The sequence below is a fragment of the Pseudocalidococcus azoricus BACA0444 genome (genome assembly GCF_031729055.1).
Taxonomy (GTDB): domain Bacteria; phylum Cyanobacteriota; class Cyanobacteriia; order Thermosynechococcales; family Thermosynechococcaceae; genus Pseudocalidococcus; species Pseudocalidococcus azoricus.
Map to the genome: position 1 here is coordinate 133,713 of NZ_JAVMIP010000003.1, position 23,419 is coordinate 157,131.

The 23,419-nt window shown below is 50.4% G+C and carries 23 protein-coding genes; 7 read left to right on the forward strand and 16 right to left on the reverse strand.

What is annotated here, in order from left to right:
• Positions 1 to 53: 53 nt before the first annotated feature.
• The 3 genes from RIF25_RS05380 to RIF25_RS05390 all read right to left on the reverse strand — a co-directional run bounded on the left by RIF25_RS05380 (position 54) and on the right by RIF25_RS05390 (position 3,323).
• A complete protein-coding gene (locus tag RIF25_RS05380; RefSeq protein ID WP_322877520.1) occupies positions 54 to 1,379 on the reverse strand; it encodes a sensor histidine kinase in 1,326 nt (441 codons plus the stop codon).
• 78 nt (positions 1,380 to 1,457) lie between these two features.
• Positions 1,458 to 1,610 carry a hypothetical protein gene (locus RIF25_RS05385; protein ID WP_322877521.1) on the reverse strand — a complete coding sequence of 51 codons (153 nt, stop codon included), beginning with the start codon at positions 1,608 to 1,610 and terminating at the stop codon, positions 1,458 to 1,460.
• Positions 1,611 to 1,631: 21 nt separating this feature from the next.
• Positions 1,632 to 3,323 carry a hypothetical protein gene (locus tag RIF25_RS05390; RefSeq protein WP_322877522.1) on the reverse strand — a complete coding sequence of 564 codons (1,692 nt, stop codon included), beginning with the start codon at positions 3,321 to 3,323 and terminating at the stop codon, positions 1,632 to 1,634.
• Positions 3,324 to 3,726: 403 nt separating this feature from the next.
• On the opposite strand from RIF25_RS05390, the gene RIF25_RS05395 reads away from it, so the two are divergent.
• Both RIF25_RS05395 and RIF25_RS05400 read left to right on the forward strand, forming a co-directional pair.
• Complete coding sequence (locus tag RIF25_RS05395; protein WP_407682335.1) at positions 3,727 to 5,442, forward strand: ABC transporter permease; 1,716 nt, start codon at positions 3,727 to 3,729, stop codon at positions 5,440 to 5,442.
• 15 nt (positions 5,443 to 5,457) lie between these two features.
• On the forward strand, positions 5,458 to 6,984 hold the full coding sequence (locus RIF25_RS05400) for a peptide ligase PGM1-related protein (protein WP_322877524.1): 1,527 nt from the start codon (positions 5,458 to 5,460) through the stop codon (positions 6,982 to 6,984).
• Between the two features lie 96 nt (positions 6,985 to 7,080).
• On the opposite strand, the gene RIF25_RS05405 is transcribed toward RIF25_RS05400, so the two are convergent.
• Positions 7,081 to 7,641, reverse strand: coding sequence for a peroxiredoxin (locus tag RIF25_RS05405; protein ID WP_322877525.1), 561 nt, complete (start codon positions 7,639 to 7,641; stop codon positions 7,081 to 7,083).
• A gap of 169 nt (positions 7,642 to 7,810) precedes the next feature.
• Entirely contained in the window at positions 7,811 to 8,395 is a 585-nt protein-coding gene (locus RIF25_RS05410) for a carboxymuconolactone decarboxylase family protein (RefSeq protein ID WP_322877526.1), read from the reverse strand.
• A 169-nt stretch (positions 8,396 to 8,564) separates the two neighbouring features.
• Between RIF25_RS05410 and RIF25_RS05415 the strand changes: the two genes are divergently transcribed.
• Entirely contained in the window at positions 8,565 to 8,870 is a 306-nt protein-coding gene (locus RIF25_RS05415; RefSeq protein WP_322877648.1) for a winged helix-turn-helix transcriptional regulator, read from the forward strand.
• A 332-nt stretch (positions 8,871 to 9,202) separates the two neighbouring features.
• Here RIF25_RS05415 and RIF25_RS05420 read toward each other — a convergent pair whose 3' ends face one another.
• Positions 9,203 to 10,063, reverse strand: a complete 861-nt coding sequence (locus tag RIF25_RS05420; protein ID WP_322877527.1) for a bile acid:sodium symporter family protein — start codon at positions 10,061 to 10,063, stop codon at positions 9,203 to 9,205.
• A 236-nt stretch (positions 10,064 to 10,299) separates the two neighbouring features.
• On the opposite strand from RIF25_RS05420, the gene thyX reads away from it, so the two are divergent.
• Together thyX and RIF25_RS05430 are read left to right on the forward strand one after the other, a co-directional pair.
• On the forward strand, positions 10,300 to 10,944 hold the full coding sequence (thyX, locus tag RIF25_RS05425) for an FAD-dependent thymidylate synthase (protein ID WP_322877528.1): 645 nt from the start codon (positions 10,300 to 10,302) through the stop codon (positions 10,942 to 10,944).
• A gap of 290 nt (positions 10,945 to 11,234) precedes the next feature.
• The gene (locus RIF25_RS05430; RefSeq protein ID WP_322877529.1) at positions 11,235 to 11,786 is read left to right on the forward strand and encodes a dihydrofolate reductase family protein; all 552 of its coding nucleotides are present in this window, start codon (positions 11,235 to 11,237) and stop codon (positions 11,784 to 11,786) included.
• A 120-nt stretch (positions 11,787 to 11,906) separates the two neighbouring features.
• On the opposite strand, the gene RIF25_RS05435 is transcribed toward RIF25_RS05430, so the two are convergent.
• From RIF25_RS05435 to RIF25_RS05445, 3 genes are read right to left on the reverse strand one after another with little or no spacing between them, the layout of a single operon-like run.
• A complete protein-coding gene (locus RIF25_RS05435; protein ID WP_322877530.1) occupies positions 11,907 to 12,608 on the reverse strand; it encodes a DevA family ABC transporter ATP-binding protein in 702 nt (233 codons plus the stop codon).
• A gap of 38 nt (positions 12,609 to 12,646) precedes the next feature.
• Positions 12,647 to 13,822, reverse strand: a complete 1,176-nt coding sequence (devC, locus tag RIF25_RS05440; RefSeq protein ID WP_322877531.1) for an ABC transporter permease DevC — start codon at positions 13,820 to 13,822, stop codon at positions 12,647 to 12,649.
• A complete protein-coding gene (locus RIF25_RS05445) occupies positions 13,819 to 14,991 on the reverse strand; it encodes an ABC exporter membrane fusion protein (RefSeq protein ID WP_322877532.1) in 1,173 nt (390 codons plus the stop codon). The genes devC and RIF25_RS05445 overlap by 4 nt, the downstream gene beginning before the upstream one ends.
• 157 nt (positions 14,992 to 15,148) lie before the next feature.
• On the opposite strand from RIF25_RS05445, the gene RIF25_RS05450 reads away from it, so the two are divergent.
• Positions 15,149 to 15,748 (forward strand): TetR/AcrR family transcriptional regulator, encoded by a 600-nt coding sequence (locus RIF25_RS05450; RefSeq protein ID WP_322877533.1) that lies wholly within the window; start codon positions 15,149 to 15,151, stop codon positions 15,746 to 15,748.
• Between the two features lie 39 nt (positions 15,749 to 15,787).
• Here the strand turns inward: RIF25_RS05450 and RIF25_RS05455 are convergent, their stop codons facing one another.
• Both RIF25_RS05455 and malQ read right to left on the reverse strand, forming a co-directional pair.
• A complete protein-coding gene (locus RIF25_RS05455) occupies positions 15,788 to 16,558 on the reverse strand; it encodes a DUF2459 domain-containing protein (RefSeq protein WP_322877534.1) in 771 nt (256 codons plus the stop codon).
• Positions 16,488 to 18,107: a 4-alpha-glucanotransferase gene (gene malQ / locus RIF25_RS05460; RefSeq protein WP_322877535.1), complete on the reverse strand. Its 1,620-nt coding sequence runs from the start codon at positions 18,105 to 18,107 to the stop codon at positions 16,488 to 16,490. The genes RIF25_RS05455 and malQ overlap by 71 nt, the downstream gene beginning before the upstream one ends.
• A gap of 435 nt (positions 18,108 to 18,542) precedes the next feature.
• Here malQ and RIF25_RS05465 point away from each other — a divergent pair, with 435 nt between their 5' ends.
• Positions 18,543 to 18,857: a cupin domain-containing protein gene (locus RIF25_RS05465; RefSeq protein WP_322877536.1), complete on the forward strand. Its 315-nt coding sequence runs from the start codon at positions 18,543 to 18,545 to the stop codon at positions 18,855 to 18,857.
• 17 nt (positions 18,858 to 18,874) lie between these two features.
• Here the strand turns inward: RIF25_RS05465 and RIF25_RS05470 are convergent, their stop codons facing one another.
• From RIF25_RS05470 to RIF25_RS05490, 5 genes are all read right to left on the reverse strand, one after another.
• Positions 18,875 to 19,240, reverse strand: coding sequence for a hypothetical protein (locus RIF25_RS05470; protein WP_322877537.1), 366 nt, complete (start codon positions 19,238 to 19,240; stop codon positions 18,875 to 18,877).
• 63 nt (positions 19,241 to 19,303) lie between these two features.
• A complete protein-coding gene (locus tag RIF25_RS05475) occupies positions 19,304 to 19,918 on the reverse strand; it encodes a cytochrome c oxidase subunit 3 (protein WP_322877538.1) in 615 nt (204 codons plus the stop codon).
• A 12-nt stretch (positions 19,919 to 19,930) separates the two neighbouring features.
• On the reverse strand, positions 19,931 to 21,592 hold the full coding sequence (ctaD, locus tag RIF25_RS05480; protein ID WP_322877539.1) for a cytochrome c oxidase subunit I: 1,662 nt from the start codon (positions 21,590 to 21,592) through the stop codon (positions 19,931 to 19,933).
• Positions 21,593 to 21,644: 52 nt separating this feature from the next.
• Complete coding sequence (locus tag RIF25_RS05485) at positions 21,645 to 22,649, reverse strand: cytochrome c oxidase subunit II (RefSeq protein WP_322877540.1); 1,005 nt, start codon at positions 22,647 to 22,649, stop codon at positions 21,645 to 21,647.
• A 99-nt stretch (positions 22,650 to 22,748) separates the two neighbouring features.
• Positions 22,749 to 23,417, reverse strand: a complete 669-nt coding sequence (locus RIF25_RS05490; RefSeq protein ID WP_322877541.1) for a class I SAM-dependent methyltransferase — start codon at positions 23,415 to 23,417, stop codon at positions 22,749 to 22,751.
• Positions 23,418 to 23,419: the final 2 nt, after the last annotated feature.

Consider the following 23,419-nt stretch of genomic DNA (forward strand, 5'->3'; position numbering starts at 1 on the left):
GAGGGGGCTAAGGAAAAATCTTTCTATCTCTAATTATAAATTGCCCTGAGGGGTCAATTGGTGCGGGGGAGGGAGACAGTGAAGGTGGTGCCTTGGTTAATCCCACTCTTAACCTGAATTTTGCCCTGATGATTGTGGACAATGGCCTGGGCAATGGCTAATCCTAACCCCGTGCCTTCTGACTGTGTTGGCTTCAGGCGAAAGAAGCGATCAAAAATCCGTGGCAGAGACTCACTGGGAATCCCTGGCCCCTGATCTTGAATCGTGACCCGATAGGATTGAGCTTCCTGGGTCAGTTGCATCTGAATGCAGCCAGAGGGGGGACTATGGACTATGGCATTACTGATCAAGTTTGTAAATAGACGTAATAGTTGATCCTCATCGCCTTGGAGAGTAAAGGGTTCATCATTGGGATTTGGATTCAGGGCTTCCATATCTGCAATCTCGAGATCCAGGGTGATCTGTCGGGCCTGGGCGATGATTTCCTGCTCTCCAATCACCGTCATCAAGATGCCGTCTAAGGCACAGAGTTGTAATCGGAGCGGGACAATCCCACTGTCTTGGCGGGCGAGAAACAATAAATCATCCACGAGGCGGCCCAAACGTCTGGTAATCCGTTCAACGGCCTGTAACTGCTGGGCCTGGCGGTCGGGGTGGGGATCAGCTAAGGCCACTTGAACATTGGTTTGAATCAGGGCAATGGGGTTGCGCAGTTCATGGGAGGCATCAGCGGTGAATTGTTTCAGGTAGGCGTAGGATTCCCAAATCGGTTCCATGGCCAGCCGCGACAGAAACCAGCCACTGGCGGCCACCAGGCCCACCATTGCCCCCAGGCCCAGGCTCAAATCCACCAACAATTCCTGACTGGGGCGGGTGACTTCAAACCAAGGATGACTGACCCGCAAATAACCAATCACCTGATTTTTTTGGCGCAGGGTAACGGTGATTTGCCTTAACCAGTGGCGTGACTCCGGTGGGGCGAGGGGATTGGTGATGATTGTGACTGGATTCCGGCTGGGACGCAGGGGAATTTCCAAGACATCTCCCAAGGTTGACCAGGCCAGTTCTCCAGCCGCATTAAACCCCTCCAGATCAATGTGGTCTTCTTCAAGGGCTGCCGTTGCCAAGGGGTTACGGTCAAAACTAACTGGCCAGTTGATCGGTTCTGGGGCATCGGGGCTAATAATCAGGGAGCGACTGACCACTTCCACCACATGATTCAGGGTATCGTCCACCCGCTCGATGAGTGTACCCCGCACATAGAGAAAGAACCCTGTGGCGAAAATCAATAACAACAGGCCGGTGACCAGGGTGTACCAGATGGCAAGACGGCGTTGGGTGGCCTGGAATAGGGGCAGTTGGGTGAGGACATTACCCATAGTCTAAATTTGGGAGCTATTAGGAGAGGGGGCTGAATATAGCTTAACCAGCTTAGTTAAGGCTGAAATTAGGCCTGCTCATGATGCCCGTAAATGTCGCCAATTCGAGGCAATGGCCAGAATCGCCCCCAAAACCAGGATCGCGGATAAGGGTAAGCTCAACTGCCGCAACCCAATCACCAGTTCTGTCAGAATTAAAAGCCCAATAAAACTACTAATGGCAATCCCCATGATTCCCCCATCGGCTTAGACTTAACTCTCCGGTGCTTGGCGCGGGATCAAGTGTTGGCGCATGACCACAGTTTGGCTTTCCCGGCCAGTTTTTTCATCCACGGCAATGGCCATCAGGGCAATAACCTTGACGGTCGCCGGAATCCCCAAGCTTAGATGGGTTGTTGCTGTTTCCGCTTCGGCACCGGCCTGGAAGCTTGTTAACCAGCGTGGACCAGCAATTAAATCCCCAGTTTCGGCATTGGTCACCCACAGTTTTACCCCAATCCCCGGATAATATTCAGGCAAGTCCAAATTTAGGGAAAATAATGTCCCGGCCTGGAGAGAGTTGGGGGCAATGTGCAAAATGGGGGCCGCTAAGGGGCGCGGGAGGGTTGGGGATGAGAATTTAGGGGCAGAGGCGACTAGGGAGGATATGGGCTCTGGACTTTCAGGTTCCGGGTTCAGAACAGCCACATCACCCGCTAAGTTAACCAGGGTTTTCAAAAACCGATGTTGGCGTTTGAGAGTCGCAAAACTGCGGGGCTGAACAGGGGCAGGGGGTGTGGATGGCTCCGGCTGGCAAAAATGGGGCAACTGCACGGCCTGGTGGTCGAGGTAAGGGTCTGCCGCTGCGGCCAGTTTGGGGGGCATGACTAACCCAGGAGAGGGGACGGTGGATAAGGCAATGGGAGCTAGAATCGGTAATTCTGGACGGGGTGAAGTAGGCTTTGGCGATGCAGGTGGTAGGGGTTCATCGGCCTCGACATTAAACAGATCAGGGGCCGATTGCGCCTTGCGACTGGTTGCCACAGGGTCAGGGAATAGCGCATTTGCACCAGTGCCAGCCGAGGTCCAGTCCCGTTCGGAAATTCTAGTGCTGTTAAGGGGCGCAGAGGGGGATAAGAGTTGGTTGAGGAGTTCCGTATCTGGGGGGAGCAAAACCGTAATCATAAAGGCTTGGGAGGCCCGCAGATGGGGGTGCTGTTCACCAGAACTGGGGATTAACCGCGCTTCGCCAACTAAAACACAATTGGCCTGGGGCAGGTTTAAGGTACAACTAAACTGCTGGGGCACTGGATCTATCAAGCGGATTGTTTGCTGGCAGGTGAGTTCTTGGGTCAGGGGGTCTCGCAGACGAATGGTTAACTCTCCCGCTACCCAGGCCTGGCCGGTCAAGGTGACGACTTCATCCGCAAATACCGTATGGGCACTTTGATCCAAAACCAAGAGGGGTGTTGGACCAGGGGATAGTGTAGATGCAGTGGCTGGCTCCGGTCGTGGGAGTTCCCCAGAGGCGGGTGGGTTGAAGTCCTGGGGCAACTCGGGCTTAGTCGCATTGTCCACCTCCAGGCCGGGTTCTGGCTCCCAATCCCATTCTGTGTTCACCAATTGGGGTAAAACCTCTAGCTTTAGGTGGACAGCTTGGCTGGGGTCAATCAGGGTTTGCTGAGGATGGCAGGTTAATTCCCACAGGCCTGGTTCAAGATAGGTAAAGGGAATGACCCCCAAAAGCCCAGAGGCGCTGCTGCGGTGGGTACGATGTTGTTGCCGATGTTTGGTCAGGCCGGCCTGGTCAAAGTAATGATTAATTTCAATATCAATGGACGCATCGGGGTGGGGACATTTAGCCATCAACCGATAACAGCCTTCCAACACCGACCCATGGGCCGATTCCAGGGAAAGCCATTCCCGATCACCTTCTTTTTGGAGTAAAAATTCCCAGGTTGCCATGCCGATCCAGATCACATTTGCAAAACGCCTATGGAAGGACATTGTTACCTAAGATTCCAATTATGCAAAGCCTAAAGTTAATAATTTTTGTCCTAGGCATAGACAGATGCAGCTCCAGTCCACCCCAACCCGGCCAGCAGTCTCCCCCAACGTCAAAAATCAGGAATTTCTGCCCTGCCAATTTCCAAGGCTTAGAAACCTTGCTAGCCCCCTGTGACAACTGACCGCAACAGGCTTTTGCCCAACAACTCTGATCCGTTCCCGGTCCAACTCAGCCGTAATCAATCACGTCCAATGCCCCCTGCTCTATCTCGACCTGAATCAGTCCAACCCCCCAGATGGGTGACAAGGCCTCAGGTTAAATTTCACAATGGGACTAATCGCTGTTTTCCAGGCCTTGGTTATGACCCCGCCGCTAACATCTCCCTCTCCCACCCTCAGCCGCCACCGAATCTCTTTGTTCAATAAAATTCAACAGTTACTGTTCAGTGCCCAGGCCTGGATCGGCGTTGTTTGGCTGCTGGCCCTGCTGATTGCCTTGCCGATTCTTGTTATTTTGGGACAGATCTTGACAAACTCCAGCACCACCTGGCAGCATCTGGCGGAGACTGTCCTCAAGGATTATGTCCTGAATTCCTTTTGGCTGATGATAGGGGTGGGCCTGGGCGTGACAGTGATTGGGGTCGGCACAGCTTGGTTGGTGACGATGTGTGAGTTTTGGGGTTCTAGGGCCTGGAGTTGGTTATTGCTGCTCCCCTTTGCGGCCCCAGCCTACATCTTGGCCTATACCTATACCGTTTTCCTCTCCTTTGAGGGGCCAGTACAGTCAGGATTACGAGCTTGGACTGGTTGGGAATGGGGTGACTATTGGTTTCCCGAAATTCGCTCTCTGCCAGGGGCAATCTTGATGTTGACCTTGGTACTCTATCCCTATGTTTATTTACTGGCTCGGGTTGCATTTTTAGAACAGGCCACCTGTACCTTAGAAGCCAGTCGTTCCTTGGGTTGTGGGCCGTGGCGGAGTTTTTGGACGGTGGCCTTGCCCTTAGCTCGACCGGCCATTGCCGCAGGGGTGGCGTTGGCGTTGATGGAAACCCTGAACGACTTTGGCACGGTGCAATATTTTGGCGTAGATACTTTTACCACTGGAATTTATCGGACTTGGCTGGGTCTGGGGGATCGGACGGGGGCGGCTCAATTGGCTTCAGTGTTGTTGCTGTTTATTTTCGGGCTGTTGTTAGCAGAACGGTGGTCGCGGGGCCAGGCCAGATTTACGAAACAGGGTCATTCCGCCCCACTCCGCCCTTACTCCTTAAAAACTTGGCGGGCCGGATTAGCAACTCTGTTTTGTTTCTTACCCGTGGGGTTGGGCTTTATAGCTCCGGCCACAGTCTTGCTCCAGATGGCCATTCGAGAAGGAGCCGGAGCCTGGAATGAAGAATTTTGGACTCATGCCAGTCACAGCTTGATTTTGTCGGGTTTGGCGGCCCTCTTAGCCGTAATTTTAGGGGTGTTCCTCGCCTATGGATTGCGCTTGTTCCCGGCCTGGAGCTTACGCTTAGGGACACAACTGGCAGTGATGGGCTATGCAATTCCCGGGGCCGTGATTGCCGTGGGGATCCTCGTGCCTTTGGGCTGGGTTGATAACCAAATCGATCGCTTTGCGGTGGCGACCTTTAATATTTCTACAGGCCTGGTCTTGAGTGGAACTATTTTTGCCCTCCTCTATGCCTACTTGGTGCGGTTTTTAGCCGTCTCCTTTAACTCTGTTGAAGCCAGCCTCCTCAAAATTCGCCCCAGTCTGGATGAAGCGGCCCGGAGTTTGGGCAAAACCGCAGTCGGAACCCTGATCTCAGTCCATTTACCCCTAATGACGACTGGGTTATTAACAGCGGCGATGATGGTGTTTGTGGATGTGATGAAGGAGTTGCCCGCCACCCTTGTAATTCGTCCCTTTAACTTTGATACGTTGGCGATTCAGGTCTATCGGCTGGCCTCCGATGAACGGCTGAATGAAGCAGCAGGAGGAGCGTTGGCAATTGTTTTAGTTGGGTTAATTCCGGTACTGTGGCTAAGTTGGCAAATTCACCGGGCCGGGCCGCAGCACGTGACCAAATAATGAGGGTTTAAGGCAATGACGACCCAACAGTTTCAGGATCTTCAAAGTCAGTTAGTGCGCTGTTGGCAAGGCAGTGAAACCTTTGTCCCAGATTCAACTCAAGGGAATATCCAAGAGCGAGATATTGTCGTGATTCCGTCCTTGAGTTTTCCCCAACGGGAACTGGCCAAGATTACGGGCTATACCCACTACGAAGAGCGGCAACTCTATACCCTGATTCAATTGCGCAACCCCCACACCCGGATGGTCTATGTCACTTCCCAACCGCTTCACCCCAGCATTATTGACTACTACCTTGACCTGTTACCGGGGATTCCCTCCTCCCATGCCCGTGAGCGGCTTTTACTTTTGTCCACCTATGATTATTCCGATAAGCCCCTAACGGCCAAAATTCTTGAACGCCCTCGCCTCATGGCCCGGATTAGTCAAGCTTTACGCTCCGATCAGGCCTATATGGTCTGTTTTAATGCCACTGGCCTGGAGCGAGAACTGGCCTTAAAACTGGGGATTCCCCTTTATGCCGTTAATCCAGATTTGCTCTACTGGGGGACAAAGGCCGGGAGCCGTCAGCTGTTTGCCGAAGCTGGAATTCCCCATCCTGATGGCAGTGGCCTGGTGCAATCGGAAACGGAACTGGCTGGGGAAATTGTTCATCTCTGGCGACGTAACCCTAATCTGCACCGAGTCGTGGTCAAGTTAAATGAGGCATTTTCGGGGGAAGGGAATGCTCTTTTGGATTTACGCCCTCTGAGTGAAATTCAATCTTGGCCGGAACCTTCCCAAGTCATTGCCATCACCCAGGCCCTCAGCCAAATGCAATTCCAGGCCCCCCAGGAAACATGGGCATCCTATCGAGACCGGTTTGCAGAGTTAGGGGGAATTGTTGAATGCTTCTTAGAAGGCAAAACGAAGCAATCACCCAGCGTCCAAGGGCAAATTACACCGATTGGGCAGGTTGAACTGATCTCCACCCATGACCAGATTCTTGATGCTCCCGATGGGCAAATTTTTCTGGGCTGTTCTTTTCCAGCGGCTGAACCCTATCGGTTGATGTTGCAAAAGTATGGCCTCAAAGTTGGGGAGCAGTTGGCCCGCCAAGGGGTGATTGGACATTATGGGGTCGATTTTATTGCCAGGCCTGGGGAAGACTCAGATACTTGGGATTTACAAGCCATTGAAATCAACCTCAGAAAAGGCGGCACCACCCATCCCTTTATGACGCTGAAATTTTTAACCAATGGCTGGTATGACTCCGGAACGGGTTTATTTTATAGCTACCACCATCGCCCCAAGTACTACATCGCCTCGGATAACCTACGCCACAGTAAATACCACGGCCTGTTGCCCAACGACTTGCTCGATATTATTGCCCGCTACCATCTCCATTTTGACTCCAGCACCGAAACGGGGAGTGTCTTTCACCTAATGGGCGCGCTCTCAGAATTTGGCAAACTCGGAATTACCAGTATTGGCAACTCCCCAGAGGAAGCAAAATCTATTTACGACCAGGCAATACAAGTTCTGGATCAAGCCAGCCAATGAGCAAATCCACTGATAGCTTAACGTTGCCCATCAAGCGCTGCAAATACTTCTCGATTCCAATCGATAAACGCTCGGTGGTCTGGTTCATGGGCGTTGTTATTCGGTATGTCCTTGCAGCCAATCAATAACTTCATCGGCGTTTCTATCGGGCGGAAAAACTGGATAGAAGATTTTGACAATTTTCCCATCCTCAGCAATCAATGTAACTCGTTTAATAAGATGCTTACCTTCTATTTCAAACATTGGCAACTTTAGCGCATTGGCAAGAATCAAGTCACAATCACTCAAAAGGTCAAAAGGTAAATGTAGGCGCATCTTCGCTTCCATCTGATATGTAGTATCTTGAGTACTAAAGCCAAAGACTCTTGCCCCCAATTTATTTAGCTCTTGAAAATGATCTCGAAAAGCACATGATTGAGGAGTACACCCCCTTGCCCCAGGGATTTCGTCCCATTTATCAGGCATAGGAATTCCAGGTTTTCCCGTCATTGGATAGCAATAAATAACAACATAACCATCAATCTCGGATAAATCTACATATCCACCATGAGTTGAAGATAAAGCGATCGAGGGCAAAGATTTCCCTAGCAAGTGATTACAAGCACCATCGTCTACGGGGATGGGTAAATCTTTTGGCAAATCTGTCAGCTTTTCCATACGGCTCTCTGTTTCTCCAATTCACCTGATGCTAACAGACAATTTCTGAAGCACTTTCTTGACCAGAGTATTGGGCCGTAATAACGTTCCGAATCAGTGGCGGCAAGTAACCTCAAACACAACACTAGCGGCTTTTACTGTCTGCTGCATTGGGGTTGTTCGACCGCGCCTAAACTGCATCTGTATTCGACTGCATTGAGATAATCGGTTTTTTCCACCTTAGTTTCTCAACTGCTTTATCTAGAGGCGTACCTGCAATGGAGTTTGTATAGTTGCTCATTGTCTTAACGGCAATTCCTAAGATCACCTCGAGTGCTTGTTGAGCAGAATAACCGACAGCGAAAAATGCCTTTAATTCGCCTTCTGCTATCTTTCCCCGATTTAAAATTAAGGACTTGGTAAATTGCCGCAATGACTCAAGCCTTGGGTCTTCCATTTCTGTTCCCTGTCTCAGTGCCTCGATCTCGTTCGGAGCCATATCCGCAATTTGTGCCAGTTTGGTGTGCCAAGGAACACAATATTCACATTGGTTCTCAAAGTTAGCAGTTTGATAAACGACCTGACGCTCGATCTGTGATAATGACGTGGTATCAAATAGCTCCCAAAGGTGAACATATCCCTCAAGCAATGCGGGTGATTCAGCCATGACCCTTTCCAGATTTGGAATCATACCGAGGTTCTTCTTGGTTTGCTCAAGGAGTGGCTTGGAGGTCTCTGGCGCGGTCGTTTCGGTATGAATTTGAAACATTGACATCTTTTAATCCTTCCGCTCGTTGTGTTTTGTCAGTTAAGATAAACGACTGCTAGCTAAACTTCAAGCAGATACTTTTTAGTAGGGTAGATACTTTTTGGTTACAAACATGAAATCATCAGTGAAGGCAGACTCAGAAACTTTTTCCAATCCCACAATCAGCCTAATTGCGATGTTCGAGGATTGTCTTGGATGTAAATGGACAATCTATCTTCTTATGCAAATTCGTTGTGGAATCAATCGTCCTAGCGCTTTGGTGAAAACTAAGAAGGGATTGACAACAAAAGTACTCAATGAATGTCTGACGAGATTAGTTCAATTTGGCATTGTCGGGAAACTAAATTATCCAGAACTTCCTCCTCGCGTTGAATATCATTTAACTCCCTTTGGACAGGAGTTTGTTGAGATTCTCGATCGGATTGAAGCCTTACAACGCAAATTCAAGATGGATAGTGATCGCTCTACCAAAAAGCCTTAAAACACATCTCACCGATAACCTTGAAACAACTTAGCCATGAAGACTAACAGGGGACTTGCAACGACCACCACACAGATAACTCAGCGGTCGAACTTGAGATTAGACAGAAATATTCCACCTATTAGGGGAATTCAAGTGTTTAGGCTGAATATCAAATTTCTACTTAAGCACTTTGCAAGGGTAAAAACATAGAAATTTTCCCTCAGATCGACTACTACAGCCTGCTCCCCAAAATATAGCTAGATACTACTACCTGCTATCAACTTCCCCCATGAAGCAAAGTTAATTTATGACCAGGCCAGCCAGTGAGCGTCATATCCAATCAGCAAAATTTATTTCCTCACTGACCAAACTGCAAATGCTCCACCTGTCATAAACATAATCAAGCTATAAATCGCCGCTGGAATCGCAAAATCTGGCTGGTTAAGGAGGGTGGGCGCACTGGCAATCGCAATCGCTAAGGTTCCGTTTTGAATCCCCACTTCCACGGTGATCGCTTTACTGCTGGGTTGATCTAAACGTCCGGCAACTGCAATCAAATACCCCAGGCCCATGGCTAAAACATTCAGAACCAAAGTTACCAGGCCCACCTCCAGAAAAAAGCCAACCACCTGATCCCGCTGCTGTACCAAAAGCCCGGCAATAATCAGCCCCAACAACGCCAACGATAACCACTTCACCCCCCGCTCTATCAACGCCGCAAACTGAGGTCGGAAATAATGCAACACCATCCCCAAGGCCACCGGAATTAGAGTAATCAGGGCAATTTGCAGAACCGTTGGGACAAAGGGGAGTTGCAGCGCGGTGGCCGTTCCTAAAAAGCGTTGGGTGGCCAGGTTAATCACTAAAGGAATGGAAAAAATCGTAATCAAGCTACTCATGGCCGTCAGCGTAATCGAGAGAGCGACATTTCCCTGAGCCAAATAGGTCAACAGATTCGAGGTAGCTCCACCGGGACAAGCTGCTAAAATTATCACCCCCACGGCCTGGCCTGGATTGAGTGGAAAAATACCTGCGAGAATAAAACCGAGGAGCGGGAGCATCACCAACTGAGCCAGTAAGCCAATGATCGCTGCCTTGGGATAGAGCAACACCCGCGTAAAATCCTCTAGCTTCAGCCCCAGGCCCATCCCCAACATGACCATAAACAGAGCGAGGGGCAAAAAGACCGATGTCAAAAAACTAGCTGCCATGGGGATTCGCTGTGGAAATAGTCGCTTAACAAACCTGAAACATTGCCATTGTAAGGGAGTATTGACCTATCAACGGTATCCACATCTTCAAGTCAGTCCTTAATCAAGTCCGTGGTGAAAACCAGTGTGAATATGGCAGGGAAAAATCTAGGAGGCAGGGTTTGATCAGGTAATCTGTTGAAAAGAAACCCATTTTGTTGAGTCAGAAATTGTGCCTAAAAAGATCGTGAGGGTGTATGGAGGTTAAGCTGGTATCAATCACACAGCCGGTGGTAGAAGTTGCGGGAGAAACACTGTCAGCCGAGGGGTTGATGGCCTATTGCGCCAGGGTCTCCAGTCCGAATCAAGACAATCCCAACTATGCCAAGCTGCTGGCCTACTGTATCCGCCACGGCCATTGGTCAGTCTTTGAGATGGTGGATATGACCGTGGAAATTGTCACGACCCGGATGATTGCCCAACAAATTTTGCGCCATCGGAGTTTTTCCTTTCAAGAGTTTAGTCTGCGTTACGCCCCGGCCCAGGGGTTTGAAACCTATCCCGCCCGCCGTCAAGATGTCAAAAATCGCCAAAACTCCATTGATGATCTGGCAGAATCCGACCAGGCCTGGTTTAGGGACAGTCAGCAACAGGTGTGGGACATGAATTCTGGCCTGTATCAAGAAGCTTTGGAGCGAGGCATTGCCAAGGAATGTGCGCGGGCCTTATTACCCTTAAATACCGTCACCCGGATCTATATGAAGGGATCGGTTCGCTCTTGGATTCATTACTTCCAGGTTCGCTGCACCCCGGACTGTCAACAGGAACACCGGGAAATTGCCTGTGGGATTCGGGAGATTTTTCAGGCCCAATTTCCAACCGTAGCAACTGCACTGACCTGAATTTCTTGGGTACAAGCCCCGCGCTTTAGGGCGGCTTTGTTACAATCGGGACAGGAAATCGCCACATCGCCAGAGGCTCGCACCGTAGAGTGGAGGAACCTGGAGGATCAGGGCAAACAACAGCGGTGGGACACATCGCAAAGAACTCTTGGTGAGGGTAAAGTTGTTGGACTCCCGATGATCCAAGGAATCCTAGCTCTGCTTTGCACGCAAGCTACAGGGCGGGGAGAATGTCAATGAGGTTTAATCCGTTTCTGCCAATTTCTAAAGCAATATAATCTTACGAAGAAATGACTGAGGTAGGCTTGACTTGTCGGGTATTCATTGCGACTAGTTTGGATGGGTTTATTGCCCGTTCCAATGGGGCGTTAGACTGGCTCCCCCAAACTCCGGAAGATTCACCGGATTTCACAGACTATGGCTATCAGGCCTTTATGAACAGTGTGGATGGAGTTGTGCTAGGGCGTAATACCTATGAATTGGTCAAATCCTTTCAGCCTTGGCCCTATGCTAACCGCCCCGTTGTGGTCTTGAGTCATCATTCCTGCAATGTTCCCGCAGCCCTCAGATCTACCGTAACAGTAATGGCAGCAGAACCAGAGCAAGTGGTGGATTATTTATCAAACCAAGGAATCAGAAGTGTTTATATTGACGGCGGACAGACGATTCAACAGTTCCTTAGGGCTGGCCTGATTCAGGATTTGATTATTTCCCGGATTCCGATCCTACTTGGAGAAGGGATTCCCCTGTTTGGGCCCCTGACAACCGATATTCCCCTAGTTCATCAATACACCCGCTCCTATGACAATGGCCTAGTTCAAAGTCACTATCAGGTTGGCTGAATGTTAACTCATTTAGGGCGAGGTGGGGGCAATTTAGAAAATGCTTGATGGTCAGTCTTTTTAACAGTTCTACTCTCTCAGAACAGTCTGTGCAACGCTATAGTTGGTGACTGTACCCATTTAGACCGTTACCAGGGCCTGGTTTTGGGAGAGTTGGCCATCCTCCATGTGAATGATTCGATCAGCAACATCGAGAATCCGGTTATCGTGAGTCACAATCAAAATCGTACAGCCCTGTTCTTGGGCCAGTTTTTGCATCAAGTTGACCACATCCCGCCCAGAGTGACTGTCCAACGCCGCAGTAGGTTCATCAGCTAAAAGAATTTGGGGACGACTGACTAGGGCGCGGGCAATGGCCACTCGCTGTTTTTGCCCTCCAGACAGGTCTTGAGGATAGTAGGCAATGCGTTCTCCCAGGCCCACCTCAGTCAAAATATCACGGGCCCTGAGATTCCACTCGGCTTTGGGATATTGCCCATGAACTTCCAACCCCATGCGGACATTTTGCAATGCGGTTAAACTGCCGTGGAGATTATGGGCCTGGAAAATATAGCCATTACGTCGCCGGGCTGTGACTAGTTCCAGGGGAGATGCGCCACAGAGTTCTTGGCCTTGGACTTTTAAGCTCCCGACCTGAGTCGCCCGTAATCCACCAATCAAGGAGAGTAATGTGGTTTTACCGGAGCCAGAAGGGCCAGTCATAATCACAATTTCCCCCACGCGAATCTCCAAGTTGATGTTGGCTAAGACTTGTTTGCGCAGTTCACCCTGGCCAAAGGAGTGACTCAGGCCCTGAATTGAAATCGCTGGTAATGATGTCATCAAACTATCCCCCAAATTTCAATTGCATTTTGTTTGCCTTAAAAGCTATCAGCCGGGTCAGCCTGTTGCAGCTTGCGGGTGGCAATCATCCCGGAAATTCCACACATACCCAAGGTGACGAGAAACACCAAAATACTGCGGCCGAGGGTCATGGCAATGGGGAGACTGGTAGCATTACGGGTCAAAACATACAGGCCCAGAGAAACCCCCAGACCCGGTATAAACCCCAGGCCGGCCATAATAATGGCTTCTTCAAAGACAATCCCGAGTAAATAGCGATCTCGATAGCCCATGGCTTTGAACGTGGCATATTCTCCCAAATGAGCATTGACATCTGTGGAAAGAACTTGATAGACAATTACCACGCCGACGATAAAGCCCATCACGGTTCCCAGGCCAAAGACAAAGCCAATGGCGGTATTGCGCGTCCAATAGTCTTTTTCAAATTGAATAAATGCTGCTTTGGTTAAAACCCGCACATCTTCCGGCAATGTGGCCCGTAGGGTTGTGGCAACCTGTTCCGCATTAGCTCCGGGCTGGAGGCTAATTAATCCGGCACTGACAGCCGTGGCCTGGCGGCGGGGAAACAGTCGTAAAAAACTCTGGTCACTGGTGATTAATGTGCCATCAGTGGCAAAGGAGGCGCCAATGGCAAAGGTTTGGCTGAGATAAATCGTGTGGCGTTCAATTTCCGTGGTGACGATCTGGCCCTGCTGGAGTTGGGCGATCACGTCTTGATAGTCGCCGCGGGAGGCCTGATCAAACAAGTAGTAATCGGGTAGTTTCAGATCGTTGAGATGGTTGGCAACTGCTGGGAGAGCTAAGGCCGAGCGTTCCGGGCTAAAGCCAACAATCAGAATTGCGGTTTTTTGACGGGTTTGGGGGTTGCGCCAATCACTGAAGTTCGTATAAAGAGCTTGGGCTGTGGCCACGCCAGGAACATTCATGGCCTGGTAGAGTCGCCGCCGGGGAATGGTGGACAAGTTAACCAAGTTGCGGGCCTGGGGGCTAATCAGGACTATATCCGCGTTGATGTTTTGGTGAAAGCGGGTATTACTTTCGTAGAGAGCGTTCTGAAACCCCAGTTGCATAAACATCAAGACATCGGCAAAGGCAATCCCCGCCAAGGCCACCAAAAAACGACCTTTTTCATGACTTAGTTGCAACCAGCCCAAGGGAGTCCGATTTTTGAGACGGTCTAACCAGGTTTTCATGGCATGATCACCACCTTGACTTGAAGATTGGTATAGCGGGCAGCTTTTTGACTTGAGGCGGGGTCGAGTTTAATGCGGACTTCGACAATGCGGGCATCGGTGTTGGCGGCGGGGTCGGTGTTGATCACGTTTTGACGCAGGACTTGATACCCGACTTGCTCGACCGTTCCCGCCAATGGCCCCGTCAGAGCATCACTGCTGATGGTAGCCCCCAGGCCGGGGTGAAGATGCTTGACATCACTTTCATAGACTTCTGCCACGGCGTACATCTGTTGGGTTTGCCCCAGGGAAATAATCCCCTCATTGCCGGGTCGTTCCCCAGGCCAGGTGTGGATTTTAAGAACTTGTCCAGCTTGGGGGGCCTGGACTTGGGCGAGGGCAAAATTGGCAGTGGCTTCCTTGAGATTGGCCTGGGCGGCTTGGACTTCGGCCTGGGCAACTTGGATATCCACGGGGCGGACTTCGGCAATTTGGTCAAGGGTGGCTTGGGCCTGTTGGATTTGATTTTGGCGACTGGCCTGGGCCCGGCGGAGATTGGATTGGGCTTCTTGGAGGCGTTCTTGGGCCGTATCTCGGGTTAAGCGTTTGCTGTCCAACAGCGAGGTGGAAATGGCCCCCTCTGTGGCTAAGGACTGATGGCGTTGATATTCAATCTCGGCATTATTCACTTCGGCCTGGAGGCGGCTGACGGTGGCCCTGAGGGCTTGGATATCCCCTTGGGCTTCGGCGGTAATTTGGGCAATGGTGGCCTGTTGGGCTTTAATTTCGCCCTGTTTGGCTCCGGCTCGGACTTTAGCTAAGTTGGCCTGGGCGACCTGCACCTGTTTTTGGGCTTGGAGTTGGGCCGCTTGCAACCGAGAGTAACTATCCAAGATAGCAATCACATCCCCCGCCTTGACCCAATCGCCTTCTTGCACCAACAATTGCTCAACTCTTATCCCTTCCGCTTGGGTCGGGGCGGCAATTTCAATGACTTGGGTTTGGGGTTCAATGCGTCCTAGGGCCGTAATCGTCTCAATCGCGGGGGCAATAGCCACCTCCTGGGGACTGGATGCGGATTGGGTTTGACCCATTGTCCAGGCCAGGGAACCGCCAACAACCAGGGTGGCAGCCGTGATCAAAATGGCAAGGGAGCGGGGGGAGAGATGGGGAGAGATGGCTTGGGACATGGACTAGACCCCGAACTAAACGGTATAGTTTCCTTACTAACTAGACTATACGGTATAGTTTAGTTAGTCAAGCATTTTGGCAAATTCCGATCAGCCCTGAAGCCTAGGGGGGCGATAGGATATTTATAGTTGAAAAATATTTTTAGGAACCGGCTCCATGACTCCATCTCCGGCCAGTGATAAAGCCGAACAAATCTTGACTGGGGCAATGCAGGCATTTTTAGCTCAGGGTTACGCCGGCACCAGTATGGATCGAGTAGCAGCCGCGGCGGGGGTCTCGAAGGCGACGGTCTATAGTCACTTTCAAGATAAAGAACGGTTATTCCAGGCCTTGGTGCGGCGGATGGCCAAACGAAAATTTAGTGAAGTTTTTACGGATATGGATGATCCGAAGCTGGAAGGGGATCCACTGGTGGTTTTTCCGGCGATGGGGCGAACGATCATGGCCCGGATGTTAGCGGATTCCGAACATTTAGACTTTATGCGAATGGTAATTGGCGAGTCCGGGCGTTTTCCGCAACTGGCCAAGGCCTGTATCCAAAACCTGACGAAATATTCCCTCGAGTTTTTAACTCAATATATTGCCGCCCATCCAGAATTCGGTGTCCCTGACCCGGAAGCAACGGCCCGGATTGTCCTGGGTGCGATGGTCTTTTTTGTCCTCAGTCAGAAGGCAATGTATGGGGAAGAGATTATTCCTATGGATGAACAGCGAATGATTGATGCTATGGCATTTCTGTTATTTCGAGACCAGTAGATAGCCACCGCCAATAATAGACCCGGCTGACCCTAAGGCTTACTCCGGCTGACAGGTTTTGTACCACTGCAAATGGTAGAAAAGGGGTAGGGCCAGGGTATCCCAGAGGGGCGGTTGAATGTTGGCTTCAGCGAGGGCTTTGGCCGTCCAAGAATTACAGGTGTTCCAGGCCGAGTAATGTCCCGTAGCGGCATAGAAACTACTTTGGGCTTGGCGACTGGGATTAAGGTGAATCGGTCGGCCTTGGGCATCCCGTTCAAAACTATCCAGCAAAAACCGGGTCAGGGCCTGGTAGTCCCCTTGGTTAATCTGAAGGGGAATTAAAAAGGTTGCAATGGGGGCCTGGGGGAGTTGCGGAAAGCCTTGGACATGGAGAGTAGCGGGACTTCGGCCATCAAATAAAGCCCGCCAGGCCTGGTCAGCGGGAATATCCTCAATCCGCGTCAAGTTCCGATAAAGTTCCCGTTCGCCCCAACCAAATCCCAAATATTCAAGGTCAGTTCGAGGATTTTCTCCCAGTTGCCCCAACTCCAAATAGTCATGCCAATTACCTGTAGCGGTGATCACTGGCACGAGAACATTGGTATGAACATAATCCCCATAGACATAAATAGTAATGGAGGGCGGCATTGCTGATCCTAGGGGGGAGGGCTTAAACGGCTCCAACAAAACCGTACAGGGGGACACCAGGCCCAGTCCTAAACTCAATAACCCCAGGCCAATTTTTCCAGGCCAATCTTCAAATCCCATTATTCTCAGACTCAGTTGCAGTGGCTCCATTGTCCGGCGGCGGGGCGGGGTAGCGGCCATAGAGTTGGGTCAGGTATTTAAGACGTTGCCCTAAGCCCCCCTGTAGCTCCTGAAATTCCTCCGGTCTTAACCGCCAAGCCCAATTCCCCTCCGGTTTGCTGGGAAAATTCATCCGGGCAGGTGTCCCTAATCCGAGTAAATCTTGGACAGGAATAATCGCTTGATTGGCGACAGAGCTAAAGGCTAACCGAATTAAATCCCAGTGGATTCCCTCATGGGTCATGGCCCCCAAATAGTCCCGAATCCGATTTCGCTCCCATTCACTCAATTCCGCAAACCAGCCCACAGTCGTGTTGTTGTCGTGTGTACCGGTATAGACTAAGAAATTACGTTCATAGTTAAACGGCAAAAAAGGGTTGTCAGCACCGCCGCCAAAGGCAAACTGGAGAATCTTCATCCCCGGAAATGCAAACTGATCCCGCAATTCAATCACTTCTGGAGTAATTTCTCCTAAATCCTCCGCCAAAATGGGTAACTCCCCTAACTCGGCCTGGACGACTTCAAACAACTTCGCCCCTGGGCCTTTGACCCATTCCCCCTGCACCGCTGTTTCTTCACCGCAAGGAACTTGCCAGTAGGCCTCAAATCCGCGGAAATGATCCACCCGAATTAAATCCATGCAGTCAAACAGCACGCGGAACCGTTCGATCCACCACCGATAGCCCTCTTGCTCCATGGCCTGCCAGTTGTAGATCGGGTTGCCCCAGAGTTGCCCCGTTTCGCTGAAATAGTCCGGGGGTACACCAGCCATCTGAGCGACGAGTCCAGGTTTTTTTGTTGGGGGGGGTGCTGGGGCTGGAGCCTGGGTTAGTCCTGGTTGAGGGGATTGGGGCACTAACTCAAACAAATGGGGAAAGGCCCAGACATCGGCACTATCATGGGCAACATAAATGGGAATATCGCCAATAATCTTGATCCCGTTTTGGTTAGCATAGGCCCGCAACCTTGACCACTGCTGAAAGAAGATAAACTGCTGAAATTTATAGCTAAACACCTGTGGGGCAAGGCGGGCTTCAGCGGCAGTAATGGCTTCTGGATCTCGCCAGGCCAGGCCAGGTTCCCATTCATACCAAGGCTGGTTGTCTTGCTCATCTTTGAGAGCCATATAGAGGGCATAGGTCGGCAACCAAAACTCCATGGCCTGGCAAAATTGCCCAAACTTAGCCTGATCCTCAGGGGTAGCTGTTGCTTTGAATACCTGGGCCGCTGTTTGCAATAAGGCGAGTTTGGCCGGAATCACCGCATCATAGTCCATCCAATCATGGGCCGGAAACTCTACAGCAGCCAGCGCCACCGCCTCTAACCATCCCTCTTGAACGAGTTGATCTAGGCTAATCAAGACCGGATTTCCCGCCATCGCCGAATAACACATATAGGGAGAGTTGCCGTAGCCGGTGGGGCCAAGGGGAAGCATTTGCCAGAGTTGTTGTCCAGTATCGGCCATGAAATCAACAAAATCTAAAGCTGCTTGCCCTAAGTCGCCAATGCCCTGACCACCGGGTAAGGATGTGGGATGAAGGAGTAAACCAGCCGCACGGGGAAAAGGCATTTTCAGTCTCTCTAGAAAATAGGTGCAGTTAAGCAGTAGCAGGGGAACCTCCCCCAAGGGTAATCTAGTTTTGCCCCCGGCCTGGAATGATTTGGGAAAATTTTAAGGTTGTTGATAGGGCATCCTTTGGCACATTAATCAACTCAATAATCAATTCCCGACCCTCAATCCAGTTCACGTTTATCTCAAAATTAATGATAGTCTCCAAGATAGCTTTAGTTTCAAAAACTCTCTCAACAGAAACGCACGCGCTCTGTACAGAACGGGCCTTTATCTCCCTTCAGATGAGAGCCACTTATCCAGGCAGTCAATTCCCGGTGACGCTCCATTTGACCCTGAACGATAAAATACTCTTGCTCACAATTGACTTCCTTAAGTAACCACACTCATCCCTGGGGCGCAAACAGTAACAGGAAATTACCCCCCCATTAGACCATGCCTAATCTTTATCAATCCCAAAACCCATCCAATCAGGAAGAGTTTGTCACCTTACTCCATTCCCAGGCCTGGCGGTTAGAGCAGATTATCTCCCACGGTCAAGCTAGCCCCCCAGATTTTTGGTATGACCAGGCCGAGGATGAATGGGTCGCGCTTCTGAAAGGGACGGCAATACTGGAAATTGCAAACCAGGACTCACGCCATCTTGTTGCGGGTGATTATCTTTTCATTCCGGCCCATTGTCGCCATCGCGTTGCCAAGACATCAGAAGATGCGATTTGGTTGGCCCTCCACTTTGGCCCCTCAAGCTAGGATTTTCCCCATGAATTCTATCGCGCCCCCCGATCTCGCTCTAGGTCATATTTAACTTTTTCCAAATGCCACTCGATTGATTTATCCCGATTATGTTCTTGTGAATAGCTTAAAAGCCGTTGCAATGTGTTCTGATCACCCCCTAATAACGATAGGAGTTCCCGTTCCAAATGTTTTGCTTTGGATGACCTAAACCAGTTTGGCGACTGCTGCTGAGGTTGATTCTTTTGAAACCTTGACCGTTGCTGAAACTGTTTGCTTGACCTTCTGGGTTGTTTTTTGACGATGCGATAAAAGTAGATACCAACCAAAATACAGACAACCAAGCCAATGGCCAACAATCCCAAGAGAAACGTTAGGACGTGAGTTGCCGAAACGAGCATTAATACGGTTGGAGGTGGGAGCAAATGGAAATAAAAGCAGGCCAGAATTGACCCTTATGGAAACTAAAACTGGGTCAGGATGTACAGTAAGGCAAATAAAACAATCCAAATAATATCGACAAAGTGCCAATAAATTTCCGCCATTTCAATGCCAGTATGCTTAGTGGCAGAATAATGGCCAGGTCGGCGAGAGCGCCACAATACCCCTAAAATCAACAGCAAGCCAACAAACACATGGAGGCCGTGAAACCCTGTCATCACATAAAAGCAATTGGCAAAAATATTCGAGCTTAAACCATAGCCGAGGGTCATATATTCATAGACTTGTCCGCCCAAGAAAATAGCTCCCATAGCTGCTGTGAGCCAATACCAAAGCCGCATCCCTTGGAGATTACCCTTCTTGATTTCCACATCGCCCTTATGGATGACAAAGCTACTGGAAACTAGAATAATTGTGTTGATTGTCGGCAAGAGTAGCTCAACTTCTGTCCCTTCTGGCGGCCAGGTTTCTGTGAGTCCCCGCAAAATTAAATAAGTCGCAAAAATTCCGCCAAACATCAAGGACTCAGAAATGAGGAAGACAACCAGGCCAAAAACCCGATAATCTTCATGTTCGTGATGCTGGGCAACTTCAATTTCGGTGGTGACTGTGGCTGAATCTAAGGTTGAACCGGTCATTCTGATTACTCCCTATTCATCATCGAAGTCTGAATCATCATCATCATCTTCCGGTGGGCCGCCGAAGTCATAGGGGCCAGTGGTGAGGACAGGCAAAACAGGCCAGTTTTCAATCATCGGCGGTGAGGCCGTAGTCCATTCCAAACTTAAGCCACCCCAGGGGTTATCCCCCGCTTTCGGCCCTTTGCTCCAACTCCAGATGATGTTAATTAAAAACGGAACCACAGAAAACGCTAAGACAAAGGCCCCAATCGTACAGAGTTTATTAATGGATTCAAACTGGGGGTCGTACATGGCCACCCGGCGCGGCATTCCCTGCAAACCCAATTGATGCATTGGTAAAAAGGTGAGGTTGGTGCCAATAAAGGTCAAGACAAAATGGACTTTGCCCCAAAACTCATTCAACATCCGCCCGGTCATTTTTGGAAACCAGTGATAAATTCCGGCATATAAGCCAAACACTGAGCCGCCAAACAAGACGTAGTGGAAGTGGGCAACCACATAGTAGGTGTCATGAACATGGATGTCCACCGGAGCCGTCCCCAAGGTGACACCGCTTAAGCCGCCCAAGAAGAACATTGAGAGCAGTCCCACAGCAAAGAGCATCGCACTGGTGTAACGAATTTTGCCGCCCCAGAGTGTTGCTACCCAGCTAAAGATTTTCACCCCAGTCGGTACCGCTACAATCAAGGTCGAGATGGTAAAAAACATCCGCATCCAAGGCGGTGTGCCACTGGTAAACATATGATGCACCCAGACAAACAGGCCAACAGCACAGATGGCCATACTGGAGTAGGCAATGGCTTTGTAACCAAAAATTGGCTTACGGGCATGGATGGGAATGATCTCCGACATCACCCCAAAAATCGGCAAGATCATCAGATAGACAGCCGGATGAGAATAGAACCAGAATAAATGCTGGTAAATGACAACGTTGCCACCCGCATCCGGCTTGAAGAAGGAGGTGCCAAAGTTAATGTCAAACAGCAACAGAATCAGTCCCGCCGCCAAAACTGGGGTAGAAACGAGAGCCAACAAAGATGTGGCCATAATCGCCCAGCAAAACAAGGGCAGTTGATCCCACCGCATGCTGGGGATTTTCATCTTCAGGATCGTCACCACAAAGTTGAGGGCCCCCATAATCGACGAGGTTCCTACCAAGACAATGCTGAGGATCCACATACTCTGGGCCGTGTTGGCGGTGATCAAACTCAAGGGCGGATAGGATGTCCAACCCGATTGCGCCCCCCCAAAAAAGAAACTACCAATCAATAAGGCCCCAGCGGGGGGATTTAACCAAAAGGCTAAGGCATTGAGTTTGGGGAAGGCCATATCGCGGGCCCCGACCATCAACGGGACTAGATAATTGCCAAAGCCACCAATGGCGGCCGGGACAATCCACAGGAAAATCATGATCGTCCCGTGGTTGGTCAAAAAGGCGTTGTAAAGGTTGGGGTTGAGTACATCGGAGTCGGCAGTTGCCAGTTCGGCCCGCATGGCCACAGCCATTAAGCCACCCACCAAGTAAAAGAAAAAGGCGGTGACGAGGTATTGAATCCCAATCACTTTGTGGTCAACATTGAAGGTGAAATAGTCATACCATTTCCAGGCCTGGGGATGTTCTGGCTCAGGAGTGGTTAAGGGAGTACCGACAGGAAGTTGTGCTTGGGCCATGATGGGTTCAGTTAGGAATCAGGTCAGTTGAGAGAAAACCAGGACAGTCGGCCTAGGGATGAAGTTGGGCCAGGGTTTCGGGCGTAATGCCCATCTGGTGAATGTGACCGGCCACCATCCGATTCTCAGGAGTCATAGAAGCGGCTTGGGCGAGTAACACCGGAGACTCTTGCGGGGCATTGGCCACCGTATTTTGTTGAACCCAGGCCTGGTAGTCTTCCGGGGTATGGGCAATCACCCTTGTCCGCATGGAACCGTGATAGCCGCCACAGAGTTCTGCACAAACGACTGGATATGCGCCCGGTTTGGTGGCCTTAAAGCGCAGTTCGGTTGGGATTCCCGGAATTGCATCCTGTTTGAGGCGAAATTGGGGCACCCAGAAGGAATGGATCACATCTTTAGCCGAAATATTCAGTTGGACATCTTGGCCCACCGGAATATGGAGTTCACCGGAGATAATACCGCTATCGGGATAGGTAAAAATCCAGGCATATTGCATCCCCGCTACATCCACCATCACATCAGGGGGCTTGCCCACATTCTCGGGACTGGCCCCAAAGCCAACTTCAGCAGAGGTATCGGCCTGGGCCAGCAGCATCGGGACATCAGATGTCATATTCATGTCTGGGGCCTGGGCCACGACTGCGGCCGAGTGTTTATGTCCAACCATGGCATGACCCGCATGATCACCGGGATTAAAGCCCCCCATCTGCTGGAAAATGTCCACGCTATAGATGCCCAAGAAAATCACGATAATGGCTGGGATTGCCGTCCAGAAGGCTTCAAGGGGTAAGTTTTCCCGGATCGGTGATCCATCCTCCTCATCCCCCGGCCGTTGTCGGTAGCGAATCATGAAATAGACAATCGCCCCTTGTACGACAAAGAAAAAGGCGACGGCAATCCCAACCATGATCCCAAACAGGTTATCCACCAAGGGGGCGATTTCAGACGCTTGCTCGGGGAAGAAGAGGTGAGATTGTTGGCTGGCCCAAAGACTAAGGAGCGTGATGACGACTCCGGCGGCAAGGGTGAGGATTGATCCAGGAATCTGTTCCATAAAGCTCTTATTTGAACTGGATTTTGAGGAATATTGGCAACTTTCCCCCCTGATCCTAGGCAGGTTCTTCCGAAAAGAGGGTTAAAAAAACCTAAAGATTTATAACAAACGCACGGCTCGAGCCACAGTCCAATGGCGATTTGAAGACTGATAAATCTCCACATTCTTGATCCCGGCCTGGTGGATCATGGTTTTAATTTCACTCAGGGTAAAGCTGGCTCGGAGGGAGTCTTGAAAGAGTTTGAGTTGGTTCGGGCTAGAGTTGCCGCCGTGGTTCATCAGAATATTTTGCAGGCCTGCCTCGGTCTGTGGGCGAATTAAGTCTCGAATCAGCAAGGCTCCTTGGAAATGTAAAAGTCGTTGAATTTCAGCGAAAAAGGGTAAGGGATCAGGTAGATGATGCACCAAGCTATTAGAAATAATCAGGTCAAAGGATTGATCCCCAAGGGGGAGGGATTTGGCATCGGCCGGGAGTAAGGTAATTTGATCGTGAAGCTGGGCCTGGTCAATATGCTGCTGCCCGATGGTTAACATGGACGCGGCTAAATCCACGGCAGTAATTTGCCAGTGGGGCCGGGCCTGGGCTAAGAGGAGCGGAATCCGGGCTGTGCCTGTACCTAAGTCTAAAATTCTTCCTGATTCAGGCCCCAATTCCAACGCTAACTGGGCAAAGTCGTTGTTAACTTCTGTAAAGTCCATTGCGTCATAATCTGCGGCCGCCTGGGCTGTGTCCATTACTTCTGGTTCCAGAATCCGGGGGATGGCCATAG